Source organism: Quadrisphaera granulorum, assembly GCF_003149145.1.
Taxonomy (GTDB): Bacteria; Actinomycetota; Actinomycetes; order Actinomycetales; family Quadrisphaeraceae; genus Quadrisphaera; species Quadrisphaera granulorum.
Window position 1 is genome coordinate 24794 of the sequence record NZ_QGDQ01000005.1, and the last position, 23997, is coordinate 48790.

The 23997-nt window shown below is 74.4% G+C and carries 22 protein-coding genes; 11 read left to right on the forward strand and 11 right to left on the reverse strand.

Features of this window, described 5'->3' with window-relative positions; genetic code table 11:
• Window positions 1-5: 5 nt before the first annotated feature.
• Both BXY45_RS05570 and BXY45_RS05575 read right to left on the reverse strand, forming a co-directional pair.
• A complete protein-coding gene (locus tag BXY45_RS05570; protein ID WP_109773342.1) occupies window positions 6-386 on the reverse strand; it encodes a hypothetical protein in 381 nt (126 codons plus the stop codon).
• A gap of 75 nt (window positions 387-461) precedes the next feature.
• Complete coding sequence (locus BXY45_RS05575) at window positions 462-1652, reverse strand: GNAT family N-acetyltransferase (protein ID WP_109773343.1); 1191 nt, start codon at window positions 1650-1652, stop codon at window positions 462-464.
• 137 nt (window positions 1653-1789) lie between these two features.
• Here BXY45_RS05575 and secA point away from each other — a divergent pair, with 137 nt between their 5' ends.
• Entirely contained in the window at window positions 1790-4489 is a 2700-nt protein-coding gene (gene secA / locus BXY45_RS05580) for a preprotein translocase subunit SecA (protein ID WP_109773344.1), read from the forward strand.
• A gap of 31 nt (window positions 4490-4520) precedes the next feature.
• Here secA and BXY45_RS05585 read toward each other — a convergent pair whose 3' ends face one another.
• Window positions 4521-5009, reverse strand: coding sequence for an Rv3235 family protein (locus tag BXY45_RS05585; RefSeq protein ID WP_146211094.1), 489 nt, complete (start codon window positions 5007-5009; stop codon window positions 4521-4523).
• An 80-nt stretch (window positions 5010-5089) separates the two neighbouring features.
• Window positions 5090-5818 carry a LysM peptidoglycan-binding domain-containing protein gene (locus tag BXY45_RS05590; protein ID WP_109773346.1) on the reverse strand — a complete coding sequence of 243 codons (729 nt, stop codon included), beginning with the start codon at window positions 5816-5818 and terminating at the stop codon, window positions 5090-5092.
• Window positions 5819-5955: 137 nt separating this feature from the next.
• On the opposite strand from BXY45_RS05590, the gene BXY45_RS05595 reads away from it, so the two are divergent.
• Window positions 5956-6507, forward strand: coding sequence for a hypothetical protein (locus BXY45_RS05595; RefSeq protein WP_109773347.1), 552 nt, complete (start codon window positions 5956-5958; stop codon window positions 6505-6507).
• 12 nt (window positions 6508-6519) lie between these two features.
• On the opposite strand, the gene BXY45_RS05600 is transcribed toward BXY45_RS05595, so the two are convergent.
• Window positions 6520-6750 (reverse strand): helix-turn-helix domain-containing protein, encoded by a 231-nt coding sequence (locus BXY45_RS05600; RefSeq protein ID WP_109773348.1) that lies wholly within the window; start codon window positions 6748-6750, stop codon window positions 6520-6522.
• A 216-nt stretch (window positions 6751-6966) separates the two neighbouring features.
• On the opposite strand from BXY45_RS05600, the gene BXY45_RS05605 reads away from it, so the two are divergent.
• Genes BXY45_RS05605 through BXY45_RS05615 form a run of 3 tightly spaced genes read left to right on the forward strand, consistent with a single transcriptional unit; the run spans window position 6967 to window position 9684 of the window.
• Complete coding sequence (locus BXY45_RS05605) at window positions 6967-7674, forward strand: SAF domain-containing protein (protein WP_109773349.1); 708 nt, start codon at window positions 6967-6969, stop codon at window positions 7672-7674.
• Between the two features lies 1 nt (window position 7675).
• The gene (locus BXY45_RS05610; protein WP_109773350.1) at window positions 7676-9127 is read left to right on the forward strand and encodes a CpaE/TadZ family protein; all 1452 of its coding nucleotides are present in this window, start codon (window positions 7676-7678) and stop codon (window positions 9125-9127) included.
• Window positions 9124-9684, forward strand: a complete 561-nt coding sequence (locus BXY45_RS05615; protein ID WP_211319254.1) for a DUF6912 family protein — start codon at window positions 9124-9126, stop codon at window positions 9682-9684. Before BXY45_RS05610 ends, BXY45_RS05615 begins: the two co-directional genes overlap by 4 nt.
• Window positions 9685-9697: 13 nt before the next feature.
• Here the strand turns inward: BXY45_RS05615 and BXY45_RS05620 are convergent, their stop codons facing one another.
• Entirely contained in the window at window positions 9698-10213 is a 516-nt protein-coding gene (locus BXY45_RS05620) for a DUF2505 domain-containing protein (RefSeq protein WP_170131330.1), read from the reverse strand.
• A gap of 91 nt (window positions 10214-10304) precedes the next feature.
• On the opposite strand from BXY45_RS05620, the gene BXY45_RS05625 reads away from it, so the two are divergent.
• Window positions 10305-11789 (forward strand): sensor histidine kinase, encoded by a 1485-nt coding sequence (locus BXY45_RS05625; protein WP_109773352.1) that lies wholly within the window; start codon window positions 10305-10307, stop codon window positions 11787-11789.
• 124 nt (window positions 11790-11913) lie between these two features.
• Here the strand turns inward: BXY45_RS05625 and BXY45_RS05630 are convergent, their stop codons facing one another.
• Window positions 11914-12162, reverse strand: coding sequence for a WhiB family transcriptional regulator (locus tag BXY45_RS05630; RefSeq protein ID WP_109773353.1), 249 nt, complete (start codon window positions 12160-12162; stop codon window positions 11914-11916).
• A gap of 352 nt (window positions 12163-12514) precedes the next feature.
• Between BXY45_RS05630 and BXY45_RS05635 the strand changes: the two genes are divergently transcribed.
• Window positions 12515-12919 carry a hypothetical protein gene (locus BXY45_RS05635; RefSeq protein WP_146211095.1) on the forward strand — a complete coding sequence of 135 codons (405 nt, stop codon included), beginning with the start codon at window positions 12515-12517 and terminating at the stop codon, window positions 12917-12919.
• 10 nt (window positions 12920-12929) lie between these two features.
• On the opposite strand, the gene BXY45_RS05640 is transcribed toward BXY45_RS05635, so the two are convergent.
• The 3 genes from BXY45_RS05640 to BXY45_RS05650 form a co-directional block, all read right to left on the reverse strand.
• Complete coding sequence (locus BXY45_RS05640; RefSeq protein ID WP_109773355.1) at window positions 12930-13742, reverse strand: SigB/SigF/SigG family RNA polymerase sigma factor; 813 nt, start codon at window positions 13740-13742, stop codon at window positions 12930-12932.
• Window position 13743: 1 nt separating this feature from the next.
• Window positions 13744-14175, reverse strand: coding sequence for an ATP-binding protein (locus BXY45_RS05645; protein WP_342799516.1), 432 nt, complete (start codon window positions 14173-14175; stop codon window positions 13744-13746).
• Window positions 14176-14410: 235 nt separating this feature from the next.
• Window positions 14411-15001 carry a GNAT family N-acetyltransferase gene (locus BXY45_RS05650; protein ID WP_109773480.1) on the reverse strand — a complete coding sequence of 197 codons (591 nt, stop codon included), beginning with the start codon at window positions 14999-15001 and terminating at the stop codon, window positions 14411-14413.
• Between the two features lie 113 nt (window positions 15002-15114).
• Between BXY45_RS05650 and BXY45_RS05655 the strand changes: the two genes are divergently transcribed.
• On the forward strand, window positions 15115-16167 hold the full coding sequence (locus BXY45_RS05655; protein ID WP_170131331.1) for an endonuclease/exonuclease/phosphatase family protein: 1053 nt from the start codon (window positions 15115-15117) through the stop codon (window positions 16165-16167).
• Here the strand turns inward: BXY45_RS05655 and BXY45_RS05660 are convergent.
• The gene (locus BXY45_RS05660) at window positions 16154-20500 is read right to left on the reverse strand and encodes an FtsK/SpoIIIE domain-containing protein (protein ID WP_109773358.1); all 4347 of its coding nucleotides are present in this window, start codon (window positions 20498-20500) and stop codon (window positions 16154-16156) included. The two genes, BXY45_RS05655 and BXY45_RS05660, sit on opposite strands and share 14 nt — an antisense overlap.
• Before the next feature lie 382 nt (window positions 20501-20882).
• Here BXY45_RS05660 and BXY45_RS05670 point away from each other — a divergent pair, with 382 nt between their 5' ends.
• From BXY45_RS05670 to BXY45_RS05680, 3 genes are read left to right on the forward strand one after another with little or no spacing between them, the layout of a single operon-like run.
• Window positions 20883-22127 (forward strand): TadA family conjugal transfer-associated ATPase, encoded by a 1245-nt coding sequence (locus BXY45_RS05670; RefSeq protein WP_109773360.1) that lies wholly within the window; start codon window positions 20883-20885, stop codon window positions 22125-22127.
• Entirely contained in the window at window positions 22128-23000 is an 873-nt protein-coding gene (locus BXY45_RS05675) for a type II secretion system F family protein (RefSeq protein ID WP_109773361.1), read from the forward strand.
• A complete protein-coding gene (locus tag BXY45_RS05680; protein ID WP_211319256.1) occupies window positions 22997-23950 on the forward strand; it encodes a type II secretion system F family protein in 954 nt (317 codons plus the stop codon). The genes BXY45_RS05675 and BXY45_RS05680 overlap by 4 nt, the downstream gene beginning before the upstream one ends.
• The last annotated feature ends 47 nt before the right edge of the window (window positions 23951-23997 follow it).

The window sequence follows — 23997 nt, forward strand, 5'->3', positions numbered from 1 at the left end:
GCGTGTCAGGGCAGGTAGGCGTCTCGCACGACGACCTGGCGGGGGGTGGCGGCGTCCGGCGACAGCCCGGCTGCATCGAGGGCTTCGGTGACGACGGAGACAGCGTCAGCGTCAGCTTCATCCTCCGTGTGCGCCTCGAGCAGGAGCACCACCTCCAGGGAGCGGCTGTCGTCCGCAGCCACCACCGCAGCCTCGCGGGACGCGCTGTCCACCATCGCGGGCAGCCGGTTCCACGGCAGCTTCTCCGCTACGGCGTCAGCTGCGCCCTGGACGCCCCCGGTGGCTCCATCGGCGGGAGCCTGCAACTCGACGACGACGTGAACACGTCGCAGCGACGGGTCGCCGGGGGCCGGAGTGGGCGTAGGTCCGCTGGTCGGCACGGTCACCGAGCCAGTGTGGAGCTCTCCCGCCCGCCTCACCTCCGGAAATTTCGCCGGGGGCACCCCGCACGAGTCCTCGTCCTATGCCTCGCCGACGAGCAAGTCGTAGCGAACGAAGTCGTCGACGGTGCCGTCGCGCAGCTTCTCGGCTCCCCGGTCGACGCCGACCTCCTGGAAACCCACCCTCATGGCGAGCCGCCGGCTCGGCTCGTTCCGGCTGGCGATCCGCATCACCAGCCGCTCCATGCCCAGCCCACCGGACTCCACGGGCGCGAAGGCGTGCGCGACGACGAGGCGGACCGCGGCGGTGGTGACGCCCCGCCCGCGTGCGTCGGGGTGGCACCAGTAGCCGATCTCCCCGGCGCGGACACCCCCTCCGAGCGGGAAGAGCCCTACCTCCGCGACGAGCGGTGCGGGGTCGGGGCGCTCGCCGTCGTCGTCCCCGGAGATCTGGGGCTGATCGGACCGCACGGCCCAGAACACCCCGGCCCCCCGGGCCTGCTCCTCCTCGCGACCGGCCACCCAGCTCGCGGCGTCGAGCACCGTGTAGGGGTTCGGGAGCGACGGCAGCCACGCCTGGGTCGAGGCGGCGGCGCACGCCTCGGCCACCCGCTGCACGTCACCGGCGCGGTGCGGCCCCAGCCTGACGCCGCCTCCGGCGAGCTCGACGGGAACAAGCCAGCGGCTCTCGCGCTGCAGGGGGGAGTCCCAGCGCCAGGTGCCGATCCAGGCGTCGCGGAGGTCTCCCCGGACGGGCACCAGCGTTCGGACCGTTCCGTCGACGTCGCTGCCGCAGGCCCACGCGAGCCGTCGCGCCGGCCACGCCCCCGCTTCGACGCACCAGTGCACGGTCTGCAGTCCCAGCTCCACGAACGCCCAGGTCAGCACAAGCCTGACGGCGCTCGCCGTCGTCCCGCGCCCGCGCGCCTCGGGAAGCGCTGCGGCCGTCAGCCACCCGCCGCCCTCGCCGTCCTCGGCGAGCACCACCACCCCGGCGAACACCCCTGCCCTCTCGATGGCGAGGCGGTGCACGGGCCCGGACGGTCGATGCCCCGGCACTCCCAACCCGGATGTCAGCCCGGATGTCAGCCCGGATGTCAGCCCGGATGTCAGCCCGGACGGCAGGTCGGGCAGCCACCGTTGGACGTCGCGGTCGTCCAAGAGCTCCTGCACCAAAGCAGCGTCGGCGGGCCCGATCGGCCGAACCAGCACTTCGCGATCACCCAGCCGCAGGGTCGCGGGTGCCGGGTCCTCGCGATCGTTCCCGGTCACCGCCGCACAGTGGTGCCTGTGGCCCTCCGAGGCAAGTGGGCCTGAGCGGTCCGGCCCGCGCCTACGATGGCAAGGGCCTTTCGAGTGGCCTTTCGAGCTGTTCTGCGAGTGTGAGCAAGAAGAATCGGGGAGGGACCGTGCCTGGTCTGCTGGAGAAGGTGCTGCGCGCCGGCGAGGGTCGCACGCTGCGCCGCCTGCAGGGGCTCGTGAAGCAGGTGAACGCCCTCGAGGACGATTTCACCCCCCTGTCCGACGCCGAGCTGGCAGAGGAGACGGACAGGTTCCGCTCTCGCTACGCGGACGGCGAGACCCTCGACGACCTGCTGCCGGAGGCGTTCGCGGTGGTCCGCGAGGGCGCCCGCCGGGTGCTGGGGCAGCGCCCGTACGACGTGCAGCTCATGGGCGGCGCCGCCCTGCACCAGGGGAACATCGCCGAGATGAAGACCGGTGAGGGCAAGACCCTGACCGGCGTCTTCGCCGCCTACCTCAACGCGATCCCCGGTAAGGGCACGCACGTCATCACCGTCAACGACTTCCTCGCCAGCTACCAGAGCGACCTCATGGGCCGCGTCTACCGCCACCTGGGCCTCACCAGCGGTTGTGTCCTCGACGGGATGGCCCCGGCCGAGCGCCGCGCCCAGTACGCCTCGGACATCACCTACGGCACCAACACGCAGTTCGGCTTCGACTACCTGCGCGACAACATGGCGTGGAACTCCGGTGACCTTGTGCAGCGCGGTCACCACTTCTGCATCGTCGACGAGGTCGACTCGATCCTCATCGACGAGGCTCGTACCCCGCTGATCATCTCCGGGCCTGCCCAGGGCGACGCCTCGAAGTGGTACGGCGAGTTCGCCCGTATCGTGCGCCGGCTCCAGCGCGACATCGACTACGAGGTCGACGAGAAGAAGCGCACCGTCGGCATCCTCGAGCCGGGTATCGAGAAGGTCGAGGACCAGCTCGGCATCGACAACCTCTACGACTCGGTGAACACGCCCTACGTCGGCTACATCAACAACGCGGTGAAGGCGAAGGAGCTCTTCACGCGCGACAAGGACTACGTCGTCGTCGACGGCGAGGTCATGATCGTCGATGAGCACACCGGTCGCATCCTCGCCGGCCGCCGCTACAACGAGGGCATGCACCAGGCCATCGAGGCCAAGGAGGGTGTGGAGGTCAAGGCCGAGAACCAGACGCTCGCCACGATCACGCTGCAGAACTACTTCCGCCTCTACGACAAGCTCTCGGGGATGACCGGCACGGCCACGACGGAGGCCGCCGAGTTCCACCAGATCTACAAGCTGGGCGTGGTGCCGATCCCCACGAACAAGCCGGTCGCGCGCACCGACCAGCCCGACCTCGTCTACAAGACGGAGGTCGCGAAGTTCAACGCCGTCGTCGAGGACATCGCCGACCGTCACGCGAACGGCCAGCCGATCCTCGTGGGCACCACGAGCGTGGCCAAGAGCGAGTACCTCTCCCAGCAGCTGGTGAAGAAGGGCATCACCCACGAGGTGCTCAACGCCAAGCAGCACGCCAGGGAAGCGGCAATCATCGCGATGGCGGGCCGCGCAGGAGCTGTCACCGTGGCCACCAACATGGCGGGCCGTGGTACGGACATCATGCTCGGCGGCAACGCGGAGTTCCTGGCCGTGGCGGAGCTGTCCGAGCGCGGCCTCGACCCCGCCGAGGACGCCGAGGCGTACGACGCCGCCTGGCCCGAGGCGCTGCAGCGCGCGAAGGACGCCGTCGCCGCCGACGCCGCGAAGGTCACCGAGCTGGGCGGCCTGTACGTGCTGGGCACCGAGCGGCACGAGTCGCGCCGCATCGACAACCAGCTGCGCGGTCGCTCCGGTCGCCAGGGAGACCCGGGCGAGTCGCGGTTCTACCTGTCCATGGCCGACGACCTCATGCGCCTGTTCAACTCCGGCCTGGCCGAGTCGATGCTGACCCGCGCGGGCATCCCCGACGACGTGCCGCTGGAGTCCAAGCTGGTGAGCCGCGCCATCCAGAGCGCGCAGAGCCAGGTGGAGAGCCGCAACTTCGAGATCCGCAAGAACGTCCTCAAGTACGACGACGTCCTGAACCGTCAGCGCGAGGTCATCTACGCCGAGCGCCGCCGCGTGCTCGAGGGGGAGGACCTGCACGAGCAGGTCGGGCACTTCGTGCGCGACGTCGTCACCGGGTACGTCACCGCAGCGACCGCCAACGGCTTCGCCGAGGACTGGGACCTCGACCAGCTGTGGCTGGCTCTCAAGACGCTCTACCCGGTGTCGATCACCGTGGCCGAGGTGGAGGAGGAGGCCGGCGGCCGCTCTGCCATCACCCAGCAGATGCTGCTGGAGGAGCTCGTCTCCGACGCCGAGCAGCAGTTCCTCGAGCGCGAGCGCGCCCTGGGTGGCCCCGTCATCCGCGAGCTGGAGCGTCGCGTGGTGCTCAGCGTGCTCGACCGGAAGTGGCGCGAGCACCTCTACGAGATGGACTACCTCCAGGAGGGCATCTCGCTGCGGGCGATGGCCCAGCGCGACCCGCTGGTGGAGTACCAGCGCGAGGGCTACCAGCTCTTCCAGGCGATGCTCGAGGGCATCAAGGAGGAGTCGGTCGGGTACGTCTTCAACCTCGAGGTGCAGGTACCCACCGAACCGGTCCGCGACGACGACGCCGCTGTCGCGGGGGAGCAGGCCCCGACGCTCGTGGCCCCGGGCCTTGAGGGCGGTGGCGCCCCCCAGCAGCTGCAGTACACGGCGCCGTCCGCTGACGGCGACGTCGAGGTCACCGGTGGTCCCACCGCGGACGGCGGCAGCCGCCGCGAGCGCCGGGCCCGCAAGAAGGCCTGAGTCCAGAACCCGCCGATCATTCGCGGCGGGCTCAGCCGACCTGCAGTGCGGTGACGCGCCACCGACCGTCGAGGCCTTCGAGTCTCACGGCGGCGGCGCGCACCCGCTCGCCGTCCCAGACGACCACCGCGGCTTCGACCACACCGTCGCGGGGCGAGGTGGCGAGAACCCGGCGGACGACGGCGCGGGTGGCGCGGCGGCGGCCGCGCACGCGCTGCGCGAGCGCGGCGCGCTGCTGGAGGCCGGCGTAGACCTCGGCGGTCAGCCACCGCAGGAGCTGCGCGGCGGGCCGCGTGCCCGCGAGGACCTCGACGGCGGCGACGACGAGGCCCCCGCACAGTGGCTCCGGATCGGGCAGCGAGGTGGTCGCTGTCACCCGCGGGGCGACGGCCGGGTCGACACCCTGCGGGGCGCGTCCCTCGAGGACGAGCGGCAGCACCCCCTGAAGGGCGATGACGGGTGGGCGGCGCCGCTCGACGGGAGCGCCCAGCGCCTTGGGCTCCGAGCGCGGTGCGGGCACCACACGGATTACCGGCGGAGCTGGCGGCGCCGGTGGCGGCGAGAGGGACGGGGGAGCTGAGCGAGTCGACGCTGCGGTGCTCACGGGGCGACCAGCCGCTGACCGGGACGGAGCCGGTCGGGGTCGGACCCAATGACAGCGCGGTTGGCGGCGTACCAGCGGGGCCAGGCAGCGGCGACAGCCGCTCGCGTGCTGCCTGCGGGCAGGTGCCGTGCGGTGATCGTCCACAGGGTGTCGCCCGGCTGCACCACCACCGTTGTCGGGCCGGCCGTCGTCGTCGAAGCCCGTGTGGTCGGGGGTGCTGACAGGGGCGCGGGTGCGGGTGCGGGTGCGGTCGTGGGGGTTGGGGTGGCCGCAGGAGCGGCGGGCGTGGAGTGCGCGCTCGACGGCCAGGACAGGCTCGGGGCGGTGCTGGCCGTCGTCGTCGCCTTCGTCATCGTCGTCGCCGTCGTCCGCTCGGCTGCCATCGCGGGGGCTGCCACCCCACCGAGGACCGCGGCGCCCAGCAGACCCGCGAGCAGCCGGCGCAGGAGCAGGGGCGTCGTCGCGGCGGCAACGGCACGCAATGCCGCTCCGGCGCGGCCACCGATGCCGCAGGCGCTCGCCACCACTGCGGCCGCGGCACCGGCGCACCACACGAGCAGCACGGCGCCCAGGGCGAAGCCGGCGATGCCGGCGACGGCCGAGTCGACGTCCAGGGGCGCCTGGCCGAGGCCGCGCACGGCATCCACGGCGAGCGCCACCCCGGCGGTGCCGAGCGATCCGACGGCGACCGTCGCGAGGGCCGACCGCCAGCCGTTGGTGCTCATTGCCTTCGTTTGATGGTGTTTGCTGTCGCTAGATGGCATGTGCGGATGATGCCGTCGCCGCCGTCCGACGCTGCGATCTCGGTGGGTGGCGTGTGGACAGAGGACGCCGTCCGGATCAGCGCGCTTACCGTGGGTCCATGCGCTGGGACGCTCTGTTCGCCGACCTCGAGGCGCAGCTCGACGCCGCCGCCGACGACGTCGCCGCCATGCACGCCGAGCGGGTGCGCGCGGAGGTCGCGGGTGTTGAGCTGCGCGACCGGCTGCGCGCAGCCCCGGGCCAGCGGTTGGTGGTGCGTCTCGACGGCGGAAGCTCGGTGGAGGGTGTCCTGAGCGCCGCCGGGCCGGACTGGCTGCTCGTGCGCGAGGCGACAGGGGAGGCGCTGGTCCCGCTGGCTGCCGTGGCGTTGCTGCAAGGCCTCACGCGGTCGCTGGCAGCTCCGCCGGGGGTCGTCGAGGGCCGCCTCGGTCTGGCGTCCGCGCTGCGGGGCCTCGCCCGCGACAGGTCACCGGTGACGGTGTGGCTGCGGGGTCACCCGCCCCTGGTGCTCACCGGCACGGTCGACAGGGTGGGAGCAGACCACCTCGACCTCGCTCAGCACCCGGTGGACGAACCGCGCCGCCAGGGTGCGGTGCGCGGGGTGGTCGTCGTCCCCGTGGGGGCGCTGGGCTGCGTGCGCCGTTCGGGCTGACGGCCTGAGAGCTCAGTCGGCGAGCTCGGCCTCGAACTCGGAGTTCGAGGCGACGAGGGCGCGCGTCTCGGCGTACTTGCCCTGGATGTAGTCCTCCAGGACGGAGATCTCCACCCGCCACTGCCCGCGACCGCCGACCTTGATGGCGGGCAGCTCGCCGCTGCGCACGAGGGCGTAGGCCTGCGCGGCCGACACCTGGAGGGTCTCGGCCACGTCGGCGAGGGTCATGAAGCGCGCGGCCACGTCCGGATGCTCCCACGCGGACGGCGGATGGTCCTCGCTTGTCCACCGACGATCACCCACTGTGACCAGGTGCTGACGCCCGTGCGCGCGCCGCCCCGACCGACCCAGCTCTCCACCACCCGGACGGGGAGATCCAGCGCGCGGGGGCATCGCGTCGCCGCCACCGGCTGCGACGCTCCGTGACGCCCCGACCAATCCCGTCCCCAGGAGCCCCCCTTGGTCGCCGTCGCCGTCGTGCCCTCGTCACCCCCTGCCGCTCGCCTGCGCGCGCCGTCCTGGCGCGACCCCCGGCTGGTGATCGGCCTGCTCCTCGTGCTTGCCTCGGTGCTGGTCGGGGCCCGTGTCGTCTCGGCGGCGGACGAGACGACACCGGTGTGGGTCGCGGCGCACACGCTCGTCCCCGGAGAGGCCATCACCGCCGACGACGTGCGCGCGGTGCGGGTGCGGCTCGAGGGAGGCACCGCCGGTTACCTCGCCGCGGGGTCCGCGCCTCCCACCGGTGCCGTCGCGCTGCGTCCGGTGGCCGCGGGAGACCTGCTGCCCCGCAGCGCCGTCGGCAGCGCCGCCGCGCTGAGCACCCGGCCCGTGGGCCTTCCCGTCGACGGACCGTTCCCGTCGGGCCTGGTCGCGGGGTCGCTGGTGGATGTCTGGGTCACCCCCGTGCCCTCCCGCACCGGTGCCGTGGCCAGCGCGACGACGGCCACGGCGTCCGCCGGTCAGGACCCCACCGCGCCCCGCCAGCTCGCCGCCTCCGCCGTCGTGCAGGAGGTCGTCACCGACGGTGGCTCCTTCGCCGCGGGCCGCGGCGGCCTCGTCCAGGTGGAACTCCCACCCGCCCAGCTCCAGGAGGCGCTCGTGGCGCTGGCCTCCGACGCCACGGTCTCGCTGGTGCTGGTGCCCGGCTCGACCCCGGCGGGTAGCTGAGATGTCCGCCGCTCCGCGTCGCTCCGGCGTCTCCCCACTGCCCCTGCTCACGGCGGTGCCCGGCCCTGAGGAAGCGCAGCTCGTCGCTGCCCTCGGGCGCGTGCCCGGCGTCGTCGTCGTCCGCCGGTGCGCCGACCTCGGCGAGCTCCTCTCGGCCAGCGCCGCCGGCCACGGCCGGGCGGCACTGCTGTCCGCCGACCTGCACCGGCTCGACCGTGACGCCCTCGCGCGGCTGGCAGTCTCGGGCACCGCGGTGGTCGGCGTGCTCCCTGCCGTCGGGGCCGCGAGCGCCGCCGCACGCCTGCAGGCGATGGGCGTCTCTCACGTCGTCTCCGCGGGGGCGACAGGGGTCGAGGTCGCCGCGGTGGTCACCGCCGCCGTCACTGAGGCGGCCAGTGGGGTCCACGACGACGGCAGCGCCGCAGGCGGTCGCGTCCCGTCCCCGACGCCCGTGCCCTCCGTGGAGCGCGCGCCGCTCTCCGCGCCGAGCGCCAGCCCCCAGGACCCGCGTCTGGACCGTGACGACGACGATGAGGACGACGACGGCGGGACCGTCCCGCTCGACCCGGCGCGCCGCGCGGGCCGCCTCCTCGCCGTCTGGGGCGCTCCCGGCGCTCCCGGACGCACGACCGTCGCGGTGTCGGTCGCTGCCGAGCTCGCCGCCCTCGGCGAGCACGTGCTCCTCGTTGACGCCGACACGTGGGCCGCCAGCACCGCGCAGGCGCTGGGGCTGCTCGACGAGTCCGCGGGCATCGCCGCCGCCTGCCGCGCCGCGGCCGCCGGAACCCTGACCCCGGGCCGCCTGCTGCAGCTCGCGCCCGCTGCCTCACCCCGGCTGTCCGTCCTCACGGGTCTGCCACGCGCCGACCGGTGGCACGAACTCGGCGCGGCCGCCCTGGAGGAGCTGTGGTCGACCTGCCGCACCGCGGCCACCTGGACCGTCATCGACTGCGCAGCACCGCTCGAGCAGGACGAGGAGCTGGTGCTCGACACGGCGGCACCCCGCCGCAACGCCGCCACGACGACCGCGCTGACCTGCGCCGACGAGATGCTCGTCGTGGGCCAGGCGGACCCGGTCGGGCTGCAGCGCCTGGTCCGGGCGCTCGCGGACCTCGCCGAGGCGCTGCCCGAGCTCGCCGGTCCGCCGCGTGCCGTGGTCACCAAGGTGCGCTCGTCGGCGGTGGGGCAGGGCCCGTCGGCGCGGGTGGCCGAGGCGCTGGCGCGCTATGCCGGTGTGCGCGACGCGGTGCTCGTGCCCGACGACCGGGCCGCGTGCGACCTTGCCCTGCTCACCGGCCGGACCCTGCGTGAATGTGCCCCCGGTTCTGCGGCGAGGACGGCCCTCGCGGGCCTGGCGCGTGAGCTGGCTACCCGGGCGTTGGAGGCCGACGGCGAGGGCACACCAGCCCCCGTGCGCACCCGGCGTCGGCGGTGGGTGAGGATGCGCGGGTGAGCCCCTCCCGTGGCGCCTCCGAGCGCGTCTACGCGGCCCTCCTGCCGCACGAGCTCGCGACGAGCCTGCGCGACGGTCATCTGCCGGCCACGGCCCCCGTGCACGCCGTGACGCCCGCACTGCGGGAGCACTACACCGAGGGCGACGCCGAGGAGCTCGAGCTGGCCGCCATGCTCGACGCCGCGGACTCCTGCCTTCGCCTCCTCGCTGCTGGGACTGGGACTGGGACTGGGACTGGGGTGGGGGTGGCGCGGCGTCTGGTGCTGGCGGCCGACGTCCCGGCCGCGCAGGTGCGCGTGCGCACCGTCCGCGACGACGACCCACCCGAGGCGCTGTCCCTCGTGGAGCTCGGCGCCCCGCTGCCCCTGGCCGCCGTCGTCAGCGCCCACGTCGACGAACCGGAGGCGGCGGCCGACGTCGCCGCGGCCGCCGCGGCGCTTCCCGCCGCGGACTCCGGCGACGACGACGCGACGTTCACCGTCGACGGAGCGCAGGGCCACGACCTGCTCTGGTACGACTCCTCCGAGCTCGCGCAGCTCGCCGACGAACTGGGCTGATCGGCTCATCGGCTCAGCTGAGCAGCTGGGCGAGGTCGCGCTCCTGGTCGCGCAGCGCCCGCACGAGGGGCTCCTCGGCGGCGCGCTCGATCTTGCCGCCGACCAGCGGTACCGACGCTGTGAGGGTGCCGCTCACGGAGTGCTCGGTGTGCACGCGGCTGCCGGGCAGCACCCCGGTGCGGACGGGACGCAGCGCCGTCCTCGCGGTGGCGGTGACGGGGGCCCCGGGCACCTTCAGCTCCGTGGTGCCGGTGCGTGATCCGTCGGGGGCAGGGGCCTCCCACGTGTCGACCTGCGACAGTCGCATCGAGCTCCCCACGAAGCGGCGGGCGATGTCGGGCAGTTCGTCGGTGGGCAGCACCCGTTCGATCCTCACGAGGAAGCGACCCGCGGGGTCGCCCTCGACGGCCACCTCGTGGGACAGGGAGTCACTGGCGTCCAGGAGCCGGTCCAGCACGGCGGGGTCTGCCAGGAGCTGCGCCACCCGGTGCGGGTCGCCGGGGTAGCGGAGCAGGACGTCGAGGCGCACGGACCCACCGTAGGACCGCTCCCGGCGCAGCCCCTCCGGAGGACAGCTCCCGGCTCCCTGCCTCCGCCAGGGCTACCCCTAGGGTGGCGGCGTGCCGACGCTGAGCTCCCTCGTGCGCAGGCTGGGCGTTCTCGACCCTGCGGATGAAGAGTGGCTGCACCTGCTGGTCGGTGACTGGCAGATGCTCTCCGACCTCTCCTTCGCCGACCTGCTGCTGTGGGTGCCCGTCCGCGAGGGCGGCTTCGTCGTCGTCGCCCACTGCCGTCCCAGCACGGGCGTGACCGTCCACGACGAGGACGTCGTCGGTACGCACATCGCCCCCGGCCAGCGCGAGCAGGTCGACAGGGCCTACGCCGAGGCGCGCATCTGCCGCGACCACGACCCGGAATGGCTCGACGGCTCCCCGGTGCGCGAGGAGACGGTGCCGGTGGTCCGGCAGGGCCGCGTCATCGCCGTGATGTCCCGCGACACGAGCCTGTCGGTGCCGCGCGCACCCTCCCGGTTGGAGCGCAACTACCTGCAGTGCGCCGACGCGCTGGCCCGGATGGTCTCCGAGGGCACCTTCCCGCACCAGGGCGCGCCCACCGGCGCCCGCCGCGGCGCTCCGCGCGTGGGTGACGGGCTGGTGCGGCTCGACGTCGAGGGTGTCGTCGTCTACGCCAGCCCCAACGCCCGTTCCGACTACCGGCGTCTCGGCTTCACCGGTGACCTCGTGGGGCGTTCCCTCGCGGAGGTCACCGCGAGCTGCCTGGACAGCGCCCACCAGGTCGACGAGACGCTGCCGCTGGTGGTCACCGGCCGGGCACCGTGGCGCTGTGACGTGGAGTCGCGGCAGGCGGCGCTGTCGCTGCGCGCGGTGCCGCTCGTGGAGGAGGGGGTCCGTAACGGCGCGCTGGTGCTGTGCCGCGACGTCACCGAGCTCCACCGGCGCGAGCAGGAGCTGCTCACCAAGGACGCCACCATCCGGGAGATCCACCACCGGGTGAAGAACAACCTCCAGACGGTGTCGGCGCTGCTGCGCCTGCAGACGCGCCGGATCGGGTCCGAGGAGGGGCGCGCGGCGCTGGAGGAGGCGATGCGACGCGTCAGCACCATCGCCCTCGTGCACGAGACGCTCTCGGCGGGCTTCGAGGAGGTCGTTGAGTTCGACGACGTCATGGACCGTGGCCTGCGCCTCATCGCCAGCCTCGCGGCGAGCTCCGGTGCGGCCAGCGCCAAGCGCATCGGCACCTTCGGGCAGGTCGGCGCCGAAGATGCCACCGCCCTGGCGCTCGTGCTCACGGAGCTGGTCACCAACGCCGTCGAGCACGGCCTGCGCGGTGGTGACGGTCGGGTGGAGGTGCGTGCCGAGCGCGACGGGACGAGCCTCACGGCCACGGTTGCCGACGACGGCAGGGGCCTTCCTGACGACTTCTCCCCGAACACCGGCGGCCTCGGCAGCCAGATCGTGCAGGCGCTGGTGCAGGGGGAGCTGCGCGGCAGCATCGAGTGGCGCGACCGGCCCGGCGGCGGCGCGGAGGCCGTGGTGCGTGCGCAGCTGCGCGAGCCTCGAGGAGACCGCTCCTCGTCGTCGTGATCTGCTCGATGATCTCGCGTTTGAGGCTGGATACGCCGCAGGGCCGCCCCGGCGTGCGGGACGGCCCTGTCGGAGACCTGGCGCTCAGCTCTCGCTGTCGGAGCAGAGTGCGGTCGGTGTGGTGTCAGCCGGCGCGACGAGCGCGAGCGGTGCGACGCTTCAGCGCGCGGCGCTCGTCTTCGGAGAGGCCGCCCCAGACGCCGGAGTCCTGTCCGTTCTCCAGCGCCCACTTCAAGCAGGTCTCCACGACGTCGCAACGCCGGCAGATCGCCTTCGCCTCCTCGATCTGCAGCAGGGCAGGGCCCGTGTTGCCGATCGGGAAGAACAGCTCGGGGTCTTCCTCGAGGCACGCTGAGCGGTGCCGCCAGTCCATCAGTGAGCTCCTCGGTGCATCGGGGTCCGTCCGGTCGTCCCGCTCCTTGTGAAGCGATTCACGAGTCCGAACACGTATATGGGGCGCTCAGTGGCGCCCCCTCCGCAGGTATCGTCACAGAGTCCGTTGCGTTGCACAAGGGTCAACTGCGGCGAGTCACTCGCGGGGTGTCGGGGGTGCAGGGAGTCCTCCTGCAGGTCTTGACGTGCTCTGATCTGACCAACGGTGGAACAGGTCAGGGTGTTCCGCCAATCGGGAACGAATCCCGCCAGGCAGTGTCCCGCGACCGTCAGACGCAGCGTGGACACAGCCCGGAGCCGGCCCGGAGATCGCAGAGGAGCGGAAGCGCGTGATGAGCAGGAGCCGCCCGCCCGCGCTGGTAGCGGCCGTCTCGGTGGTCGTCGTGGAGGTCCTCGCGCTGCTCGGGGTACTGGCGCTCTACGGCGTGGAGCTGCTCCGAGGCGCCGCAGCCGACGCGGTGGGCGCCACGGCCACCGCAGCCCTCGCCGCCGCCCTCGCGACGGGACTGACGCTGTGCGCCCGCGCTCTCCTGACCGGGAGGCGCTGGGCGCGCGCGCCGCTGCTCACCTGGCAGCTGTTCCAGGTGGTGCTCACCGCGCCGCTCGTCACCGGACCCCTGTGGCCGCTGGCTGTGGTCTTCGTGCTGCTGGCCGTCGCCGCGGGCGTCTGCCTGGCGTCCCGGCCCGTGTCGGTGTGGGTCGGCGACGACGAGGCGGCGGGTCCGCCGGTCAGCTGACTCAGCTGACTCAGCTGACGTTGTCTCCCAGTTCCGCGCGCAGGGAAGCCAGCGTCCGCGAGAGCAGGCGGGAGACGTGCATCTGCGAGATACCCACCTCCTCGGCGATCTGCGACTGCGACATCCCCCGCACGAAGCGCAGCGCGATGATGCGCCGCTCCCGCGCGGGCAGGCGCGCCAGCAAGGGGCGCAGCGCCTCTCGGTCTTCCACGATGCGCAGCGCTTCGTCGTCGGTGGCCAGCCACGCGCCGGGCGCGTCGATGTCGCCGACGTCGAGGGGCACGGTGGTGTACGCCCCCGCGGACTCCATGCCCTCCAGGACGGCGTCCTCGTCGACCTGGGCGCGCTCGGCCAGCTCCGCGACCGTGGGGGAGCGCCCCAGCTCCTGAGTGAGTTCGGTGCGGGCGTCCGCGAGAGTGCGCGAGAGCTCCTGGAGCCGCCGCGGCACCCGCACCGCCCAGCCGCGGTCGCGGAAGTGGCGGCGAATCTCCCCGAGCACCGTCGGGACGGCGAACGCCGAGAACGGGACGCCGCGGTCGGCGTCGTACCTGTCGACAGCTTTGAGCAGCCCGATCGTGCCGACCTGCACCAGGTCGTCCATAGGCTCGCCGCGGTCGGCGTAGCGCCGGGCCAGGTGCCGCACCAGCGGCAGGTGGGCCTCCACGACGCGGTGGCGCAGCGCAGTGCGCCGCGGATCGCCCTCGGGCAGCTGCGCCAGCTCGAGCAGGTCAGGGGGAACGTCGGCGTGCGGACCCGAACCCTGCTCGGGCACGCCAGTCCGGACCAGCGACGACGGCGAGCCCTCCGGCCCCTGCGCGGTCACGCTATCCGCGCCCGGGACCGTCGTGACGCAGCCGGATCCAGTGCCGGCCCTCCTCGTCGCGCCCCGTCTCCAGGCCGTCGACCAGGGCCTCCAGCACGGCCCACGCGAAGCTGTCGCGACTCGGCAACGTCTGGGAGGGGCCGCTGACGCGGACGAGCAGGCCGGCGCCGACCAGCTCGAAGCGGGCGTGCAGCACCGGCTGCGCCGGCACTGCCGATCGGGCCGGCACTGCCGGCGTTCCGGGCTCGACGGCGTGCAGCTCCGGGGAGCCGTCCAGGGCCTGCGGGCCGAGCACGAGAGCGCAGGCCTCGTCGACGGCGATCCGCAGGTCTTCGATCTCGTCGATCGTGAGGTCCAGCCGCGCGGCCAGCCCGGCGGTCGCCGTTCGCAGCACGGACAGGTACTCCGGCGCGGCCGGCACCACGAGCTCCACCCGGTCACCCGAGCCGTCCGCCGGTCCCTCCGCTGCGAGGGCCGCCGACGGGACCGCGGGGGGAGCCGCTGAGGCGCCGGCGGGCTCGTCGACCGCTGCGCTCACGCCGTCGCCTCCTCGTGCTCTGCCGGCCGTGCCGGACGTCGTGACGGCCATCGTCCCACTCCTGCCGGACACCGACGCAGGCGCGGGCCCATCGCCACCCGGGGCCGACCGCGGTGGACCTGGGAGCGGATCAGTGGTTCCCGGCGTTACCGGCAGCGTCAGCAGCAGCATCACCAGCAGGGTCCTCGGGAGGTACGGCGCCGGTGGCCGCGAGGGCGCGCAGCTCCTCGTCGGCCAGGCGCCACCGGGTCCACTCGTCGAGGGGGTGGGCGCCGATGGCGCGGTACACCGCCTGAGCGGGCGTGTTCCAGTCGAGCACGGACCACTCCAGGCGGCGGTGTCCCTTCGCGACGGCGTCCGCGGCCAGCGCTGCGAGCAGCGCGCGCCCCAGACCCAGCCCGCGGTGCTCGGGCCTGACGAACAGGTCTTCCAGCCAGGTGCCGTGGCGGCCGGTCCACGTGGAGTAGGTCGTGAAGGAGATGGCGGTGCCAGCCACCACCCACCCAGCCTCCGCTGCGTCGTTGTCTGCGTCGCCGGCGTCGGTGCGCACCTCCGCGACGAGCGCCCGCACCCGAGACCCCGGCGCGAACAGCGCCGCGCGCAGGTCCTCCGGTGTGGCCTCGACGGCGTCGGGCTCGCGCTCGTAGACGGCCAGCTCGCGCACCAGCGCGTCGATCGCCTCCACGTCGTCCGGGGACGCCCAGCGGATCCTGGTGCTCATGCTGGTGCCGGGGGCCACGCGCGCTCCTCCATCTGCTCGAACCTGACCGGCGGCCCGCGCGGAGATGACTGCCGCTCGACCACTGCTGGGACCGCGGGTGCCACCGTAGGGGCGTGCACCAGCAGCAGGCGGACCCGGTCGCCTCGCCCCGGCGTCGAGCCGGCCGCGTGATCGCGGCGCTGGTGGCGTTGCCTGCGGTGGTCACAGCCTTGCCCGGCGCGGGGGGACTCGCGGGGTGGGGCCCTGTGGTGCAGGTGATTCCCTTCCGTGGCGTCCTGGTGGTCGCGCTCCTGCTCACCGCCGTGGGTGTGCTCTGCGTGGCTGAGGTCGCTGCTCTGCTGCGCCGGTCCAGGGCCCAGTCCACGAGCCCGTCGAGGTCGCGTGCAAGGAACGGGCCCGCAGCCGTCCTGGCGGGTGGGCTGGCCCTCGCCGCGGCGCTCCACGGAGCTGTCCTGGTGGCACGCGGGGTGGCACCCGCTGCAGACGTTCCGCGGGTCGCAGGCGACGTCGTCGTCGTGAGCCTCAACACCGAGTTCGGTGGATCGAGCGGGGCGCAGATCGCGGCGGCCGTGTCCGCCGCGGACGCCGACGTCGTCGTCCTCCCGGAGACCCCGCAGATGCTGGCGCAGCGGGCGGCCGACGCGCTGCCGCGGTCCTACCAGGTCTTCACGGCCACCACCTCACCGCAACCGAACCACGCGACGAGCCTGCTGGTGGCCGCCGACCTCGGTACCGCTGCGCCGGCGGCGGCCCCGCGCGTCACCCTCGCCGCGGTGGCGGCCACGGTGCCGTCCCTGCCCGGACCGGTCGTGGCCGTGCATCCGCTCGCCCCCGTCCCCGTCGGGGGCGCCGTCGAGCAGTGGCGCGTCGAGGTGCCGCGCGCCGTCGCTGCCTGTGCGGATGCTCCCGGGGCGATCGTCGCCGGTGACTTCAACACCACTCTCGACCACCCGGGCCTGCGCGACCTGGGACCGTGCGTCGACGCCGCCGCGAGCAGCGGCGCCGGCGGGCTGGGTACCTGGCCGTCGATCGCGCCTGCGCTGCTGGCGGCCCCGATCGACCACGTGCTCGTTGACGACCGCACCTGGAGGGTGCTGTCCACCCGCGTGGTGGTCGTGGGGGACAGCGACCACCGCGGCCTCGTCGTTCACCTCAGGCGGCGCTGACCCGGTCTTCAGCGGGCCGTCCGCCCGTGGAGCACACCTCGGCGAGCTGGACGACGACGAGCGCCCCCGCTCGCACGAGGCTCGCCCGCCCCGGCGGCCCGCCCCGCACCGCGGGGGTGCGCGCGCCGAGCAGCTCGGCGTCACCAGGGGTCAACGGGTGCAGCAGCAGCCCCGTGCGGTGGCGGCGCAGCGCCACCGCGAGACCCCGATGGGTCGGCAGCGAGCCGCTGGTGCCCGCCGCGACCACCGTGCACGCCGGTCCGCTGCCCTCGACGAGGTCGAGCAGCAGCGCCTCGACGGGCGTGCCGAGCAGCAGCTCGACGTCGTCGACGAGCACCAGCGGCGCCTCCGCGTCCTCCGTGCTGCCGCTGACCGCTGCGAGCAGCGCCTGCGCGGTCGCGGTGTCGGTGCCCTCCAGAACCAGCCGTCCAACACCACCCTCGTGAGCCACCGGCCGCTGCGCCGACGAGCGCAGCGGCGCTCGCGGCCTCAGCAGCACCACGGCACGCCCGCGCCGTCGAGCCTGCTCGGCCAGGACCGCCAGAGCCGTGCTCCGGCCGGATCCTGCGGGGCCGACCACCAGAGCTCCGGTCCCGGCGGGTAGCTCGAGCCCCGTCGGCGCGGCGTGCACGCCGCCGACACCCAGGACCAGCTCCGTCGGCGGGGCGGACGAGGCGTGGTGCTCCCGGCTGGCGGCGACGACGTCCAGCTGAGCCAGCGGGAGGTGGTGCGGCAGTGCGGGCGTCCGGGTCGCAGCGCACGCGCCGCGCTCCCGTGGGGCGCCGGTGAGCTCTGTGCTGACGTCGAGGAAGGGGAGCTGGCACTCCCGGACCGGCCCCGGGCGCAGCCGCAGCGCCCGGCCCGGTGGCCAGTGAACGGGGATCGCGGTGGCGGGAACCCCCGCGAGCACCGCGGCCGTGCGGTCGGCAGGGGCGAGCAGCAGCGCGTCGCGCACTCCGGCGAGGGCCCGGGTGGACAGCGCCACGGGGTCACCCGCGAGCACCACCGGTGCGCCCGCGGCGACGAGGTCGGCGAGCAGGTCGGCGGCAGCCTCGGCCTCGTGCCGCTGCCCGCGGGCCGCGCGGCCCGCCAGCACCCGGTCGGCGCCGTCCACGAGCAGCAGCGGCGGGTCGCCACGCCTCGCGCAGAGGCTGTCGGTGACGTGCCGGAGCACGCGCACGAGGTGCTCACCGTCATCGGGGTCCACGGTGCTGGCGACCTGCGGCCAGCCTCTGACAGTCGCCAGCTCGGCGGGGTCGCCCACGACGTGCACCTCCCGGTGCTCGGCCGCGGCGGCCAGCCAGCGCAGCAGGGCCGTCCGTCCCGATCCTGGTCCGCCGCACACCGCCAGCGGTCCCTCCGCGGCCCAGTGCACCGGTCGCTGCGCCGGAACGGCCGGCTCGTCGAGAAGCCCCAGCGGCAGCAGCCCGCCGTGCGTCCAGGCGTCGGATGGCTCGTCCGGCGGGGCAGCCGCGGACGGAACGTCGCGGGGGTGGCGCCACGGCAGGAGATCGGGCAACGGCGGCAGCCATGGGGTGCGCGGCAGCTCCCGGTGAGCGGCGGCCTCCCGCAGCGCTGCCACCAGCAGCCGCGCTTCGTCCTCGCCGTCGAACGCAACAGTGTCCGCATCTGCGTCCACCGGGGCGGCGGTGCCCTGCAGCGACGCGACCCCGCCGGGCGCCGCTGGCTCCCACGGCTGCGCTGGCTCCCATGGCTGCGATGGCTCCCACGGCTGCGCTGGCTCCCACGGCTGCGCGATGTCCAGGCGCGGCGCTGACCGTCGTCGTCGCACCAGTGACGCCACCTGCACCGGCTCCAGTTCCCGCCCGCCCCGCCGCACCAGCGCCGCTCCCGGCCGGTCCGGGGGGAGGGCGGCGGCGCGCACGTCGTCGAGGACATCCAGGGAGTCGGGGGCGTCACGCACCCGCAGCGCGATCCGCAGGTTGGTGTTGGCGCGCGCGTCGGCGCTGACCGCGCCCGCTGGCCGCTGGGTCGCGAGCACCAGGTGGATCCCCAGCGAGCGTCCCACTGCGGCCAGGCGCACCAGCCCTGGCACGAGGTCGGGCACCTCGTCGGCCAGGACGCGCACCTCGTCGACGACGACGAGCAGTCGCGGCAGCAACCGGGCACTGTCGGGGCGGTGCCGCAGCAGCTCCGCGCGGTCACTGGCGCCACGCGCGGCGAGTACCCGCTCGCGGCGACGGACCTCGGCGGTCAGCGACGTCAGCGCGCGGTGGGCCAGGTGCTCGTCGAGGTCGGTGACGGAACCCACGAGGTGCGGCAGGTCGCGCAGTCGCCCCGCCGTCGCGCCGCCCTTGTAGTCGACCAGTACGACCGCCAGCTCCTCCGGTGGCGCCGCCACCGCGAGCGACAGCACCCACGCCACGAGCAGTGATGACTTGCCCGCGCCGGTGGTCCCGGCGACCAGCGCGTGCGGGCCGTCGGCGTCGAGGTCCACCCGCCAGGGACGGCCGTCGGTGTGGACCCCCAGCGGCACGACGAGGCCGGGACCGTGCGGCGTGTCCCACCCCGCGGCGACGGCGTCAGCGTCGAGACGGTCCTCTGTCCCGACGGCCGCGCCGGCGCAGCGCGCCAGGAGCTCACCGAGGGCGGGGGCTTCGGTGAACGCGCTGCCGGCGGAGCCGGTGTCACCGCGTCGCAGCGGCGCCAGGCGGCGGGCGACATCTTCCGCCCAGGCGACCGTGACGAGGTCGGCCACGAGCGCGCGGTGCCCCAGGCCTCCTCCGAGCCGCGCCCGACCATCGCCCGACCATGACGCGGTACCCCCGACCGCCACACGCAGCACCGCGGGTTCTCCCTCGCTGTGCTCCGTCCGGTGCAGCACCAGGTCAGCGCCGCCGGTAGCCACGCGGTCGTCGTCGTCGAGATCGACCACGACGACGACCCGACGCGCAGCATCCGACGACCGTCGACCGGTGTGCGGCAGCCACCGCACCCAGCTCCACTGGTCCGGGCGGTCGGTGACCACGCGCAGTTCCAGCTGCTCCGGCGGTTGGAGCACCGCCAGCTGGCACACCAGGGCGCGGAGAGCGGCGCGCGCCGCCGACGGGTCGCCGCTCACCGCGACCCGGGGCCACCGGGCGAGGTCCGTCACCACCGGGGCCGCGTCGTGCTCCAGCGGCTGCGACTCCTCGCCGCCGTCCGCCTCCTGACCGGAGTCGCGGACGACGACGGCGGAGCGCGCCGGGCCCATCCCGAGCCGCACCACCCACCCGTCCCCTGGCGACAGGTCCGGTGGCGACGGGTCCGCGCCGTACGACGACGCCCACAGCAGCGCGCCCCGCTGCTCCACCAGTTCCCGCAGCACCGCCGGTCCCGGGTGTAGCGCCTCCAGCGCTGCGCGCTCGCGAGTCAGTGCGGCCCGTGCCCGACCCCGGACGCGTTGGGTCTCGGCGTCGTGCTCCAGCAGGGCTGCCGCGTGGCTGCGGGCGCGTCGGCGGCGGTCTCCGAAGGCCGTGAGCAGCGCCACGAGCGGACCGGTCGCCGCCAGCAGCAGGGCCACCGGAGACCACAGCAGTGCCAGGGGCACCGCCACGAGCGCCGGAGCCAGCACAGCTGCCCAGGCCATGGGTGCGGCGGCAGGCACGTCGGGACGTGCCGGCAGCTCGAGCTCCACGCACTCGGGGGCCGGGGGTGGCGTGGGCGGCGCTCCGTCGAGCACCACCCCGCCTCGCTTGTCGGCGGTGGTCGTCCAGCAGTCCCGCCCGGCTACCGGTACGCCCGTCGTCGCACGAAGATCCGCAAGCTCGAGTTCGCCGGCGCCTACGCGCAACCGGGCGCCGGGCAGGAGCGGGGTCCACGCGTCGGTGAGGGGGCGCCCGTCCAGGAGAGCCCCGTTGGCCGACCCGGCGTCCCGCACGCGCGTGCCCGCCGGGGCGGTGTCCAGTTCGATGTGGCGTCGGGACGCCGACGGGTCGCTGAGGGGCACCACCGACGACGTCCCGCGGCCCAGGACCGACCTGCCGAGGGGCACGGTGCCCCGTGCCCCGGCGTCCGGTCCGGACAGCACGCGGAGCTCGGCGGTCCCACCGCAGAGCGTGGGGCCGTGGCCGCCGTCGGGCTCCGGCTCACCGATCTCGAGCACCGCGCCGCGCAGCAGCGGTGGGGTGCCGAGCGCCGTGGTGAGCGGCACCGGGCGCCCGTCGACCCGGACGAGCACGGTGGCCGATCCGACATCGGGCGGCCCGGTCTCGGCGAGGCGCGCGAGGTCGGGCAGGACGTCCGCCAGCGGGGTAGCGGACGGCGCGGTGACGACGACGTCGGTGCCGGGACCACGGTTCCCGGCACCGACCACGGTGAGCTCCAGACGCACCCCCCGAGACTGCCCGGGCGGGGCCTTGCCGCGCTGGCCCGCGGACGCGCCTGTGGATAGCGCGGGCTGCTTCGCCGGACGTGACCCATCTCGTGCCGCGATGTCGGGATCTGATGCGTTCTGTCGCGATCACAACACTCTGCGTAGTCACCGTCAGTAACCGTCTGTCACCGTAGCGTCGGGCTTCGACCGGCTCGGATCACCCGCTCACCCGCTCGCCAGCGGGGTCCGGAACCTGAGGCCTAGCTTCGAGAACACCCCGCCGCGCCTGACAGCGCGGAGGGGGACAGCCGCGCCGCCCCGGCGATCGCGCGCCATGACACCGGCTGGAGTCCCGCTGAACGGCGGGGTGCCCGCCATGACGCTCGGAGCGAGGAGGGGGATGAGCGTGGAGGCCACCGCGATCGTCGAGGACGAGGTCCGTGAGCTGGTGCGACGCCGCTCGCTCGACCCTACGGCCGACGCGGAGGTGGTCCGCCGCCTCGTCGAGGAGGTCGTCGCCGACTACGACGAGCGGTCCCTGCTCGGAGTGCTGCCGGCCCTGTCCGACCGTCCGGCCACCGTGCGCGCCGTCGTCGACGCCGTCGCCGGTTTCGGCGCCCTTCAGGTGCACCTCGACGACCCTGAGATCGAAGAAATTTGGATCAATGAGCCCGGAAAGGTGTTCGTCGCGCGCGGCGGCCGCTCCGAACTGACGACCACCATTCTCACCGAGAGTGATGTCCACGACCTCGTCGAGCGGATGCTGCGGACCAGTGGTCGCCGGCTCGACCTCAGCTCGCCGTTCGTCGACGCGGCCCTGCCCTCCGGGGCACGCCTGCACGTCGCCATCCCCGACGTCACCCGCCGCCACTGGGCGGTGAACATCCGCAAGTTCGTCGTCAAGGCCTCCCGCACCGAGCACCTCGTACAACTGGGCGCCATGACCGCCGCGTGCGCGGCGTTCCTCGACGCCGCGGTGGCCTCCGGGCTCAACGTCCTTGTAGCCGGGGGAACCCAGGCGGGCAAGACGACCCTGCTCAACTGCCTCTCGGCCGCCATCCCCTCCCGCGAGCGCGTCATCACCGTCGAGGAAGTCTTCGAGTTGGCTTTCGCGGGCCGGGACGTCGTGGGCCTGCAGTGCCGCCAGCCGAGCCTGGAGGGCACCGGGGAGATCACCATGCGCCGCCTCGTCAAGGAGGCGCTGCGCATGAGGCCCGACCGGCTCGTCGTCGGCGAGGTGCGTCAGGCGGAGAGCCTTGACCTGCTCATCGCGCTGAACTCCGGCTTGCCGGGCATGGCGACAGTGCACGCCAACAGCGCCCGCGAGGCGGTCACCAAGCTGTGCACGCTGCCGCTGCTCGCCGGCCCGAACGTCACCGCGGACTTCGTCGTCCCGACCGTGGCCTCCGCCGTCGACCTCGTGGTGCACGTGGCGCTGGAGGCCGACGGCAGGCGCCGCGTCCGTGAGGTGCTCGCGGTGCCCGGGCGCGTCGAGGCCGGGGTCATCGAGACGGGCACGGTGTTCGGCACCGTTCTGGACGGCGGGGCCCCACGCCTGGTGCGCGGCAGTGGCACCGCGCCGCACGAGGAGCGCTTCGCCCGCGCCGGCTTCGACCTCGCGGCGCTGCTGCGCGCGGAGGCGTGAGTGGGTGCCCTCGTGGGTCTGCTCCTCGGAGCGGGTCTCTTCTGCTGGTGGTGGGCCTGCTGGGCCGGTGAGACGCAGGACGGCGGCGCTCGTGTCGACGCCCGTCCCTCGCTACGCGCCCGCGCGGAAGACCTCCTGGCGAACGCCGGACTCGCGGGTGTCCCCGTGGCAGCGCTGGGTGCTGCGTGTGGAGCCTGTGTCCTGGTTGTCGGGCTGCTGGCGCTGCTCGTCTCTGGGTCCCCGGTGCTTGCTCTCCTGCTGGGCGGTGGGGCCTCCTGGGGACCGGTCGCGTTCCTCAAGGGCCGTGCCCGTAGCCGCGCTGCCGCCGTGCGGGAGCTGTGGCCCGACGCCGTCGACCACCTCGCCTCCGGTGTGCGCGCGGGACTGTCGCTGCCCGAGGCCCTCGCGGCCCTCGCCGTGCACGGGCCGGAGCCGCTGCGCCTGGCGTTCGCGGACTTCGCCGACGACCACCGCGCCACCGGCCGCTTCCTCCCGGCGCTCGACCGGCTCAAGGACTCCCTGGCCGACCCCGTGGCGGACCGGGTGGTCGAGGCCCTGCGGCTGACCCGCGAGGTCGGCGGCAGCGATCTCGGCCGAGTGCTGCGCGCGCTGTCCTCGTTCCTGCGCGACGACGCCCGCACCCGCGGGGAGCTGCTCGCGCGGCAGAGCTGGACCGTGGCCACGGCCCGCCTCGCCGTCGCCGCGCCCTGGGTGGTGCTGCTCCTCCTGTGCACTCGGCCCGGCACCGTGAGCGCCTTCCGTGAACCCGCCGGCGCTCTCGTCCTCGGCGGCGGCGCGGTCTGCTGCGTGCTCGCGTACGCGATCATGCGTCGCGTCGGGCGGCTCCCCGAGGACCAGCGGGTGCTGCGGTGAACCTCGTCGACGCCGGGCTGAGCCCGCTGGGTGCCGGACTGGGCCTGCTCGCGGGCACCGGTACATGGCTGGCCCTCCGGGGCGTGCCGACCTTCGCGCGTCCTTCGCTGGACGCTCGCCTCGCTCCCCACCTGGCCGACCGGCCCCGCGGGTCGCGGCTCCTCGCCCCTGGCCGGGCGCCTGCAGGTGTGGTGGCCAGGGTGCTCGGCACCGCCCCCGGTGGACTGCTGGCGCCGCTGGCCCGCGCCGCGGCGCGCCGCTCTCCCAGCACGACCGCGGTCGCCCTGCGCCTGCAGCAGGCGGGCAGCGCGACCACGGTCGAGCACTACCGCGCCGAGCAGGTGGTGTGGGGAGCGCTGGGCGCCGCCGCGGCGCTGCTGCTGGCGCTCGTCGTCGTCGCCCGGGGCGGACCGCTGCTCGCCGCGGTGCTCCTCGTGCCCGCCGGCGCCGCGGCAGGCGTGCTGGCGCGCGACCAGGTTCTCGGTCGGGCGGTGCGCCTGCGCGAGGAGCGCCTCCTTGCGGAGCTGCCCACCGTCGCCGAGCTGCTGGCCCTGGCGGTCGGCGCCGGTGAAGGGGCCGTCGGAGCCCTCGACAGGGTCTCGCGGACCTGCCGCGGCGAACTGGCCGGAGAGCTGCGCACCACCCTCGCCGACGCCCGCGCCGGCACGCCCCTCGTCACCGCCCTGGCCCGGATGGGTCAGCGAACCTCCGCGGCCCCGCTGGCGCGGTTCGTCGACGGCGTGGCCGTGGCCGTCGACATGGGCTCACCGCTCGCCGACGTGCTCACCGCCCAGGCCCAGGACGTGCGTCAGCTGGCCCGCCGCCGCCTCGTCGAGGCGGGAGGCCGCAAGGAGCTGGCGATGCTCGTGCCGGTGGTGTTCCTGATCCTGCCGGTGACCGTCGTCTTCGCCGTCTACCCCGGGCTGGCTGTTCTCAGCCTCACCCCCTGAGTCCGACCTTCCACACCAGCACTAGCCCGCTTCGCCACCACGAGGAA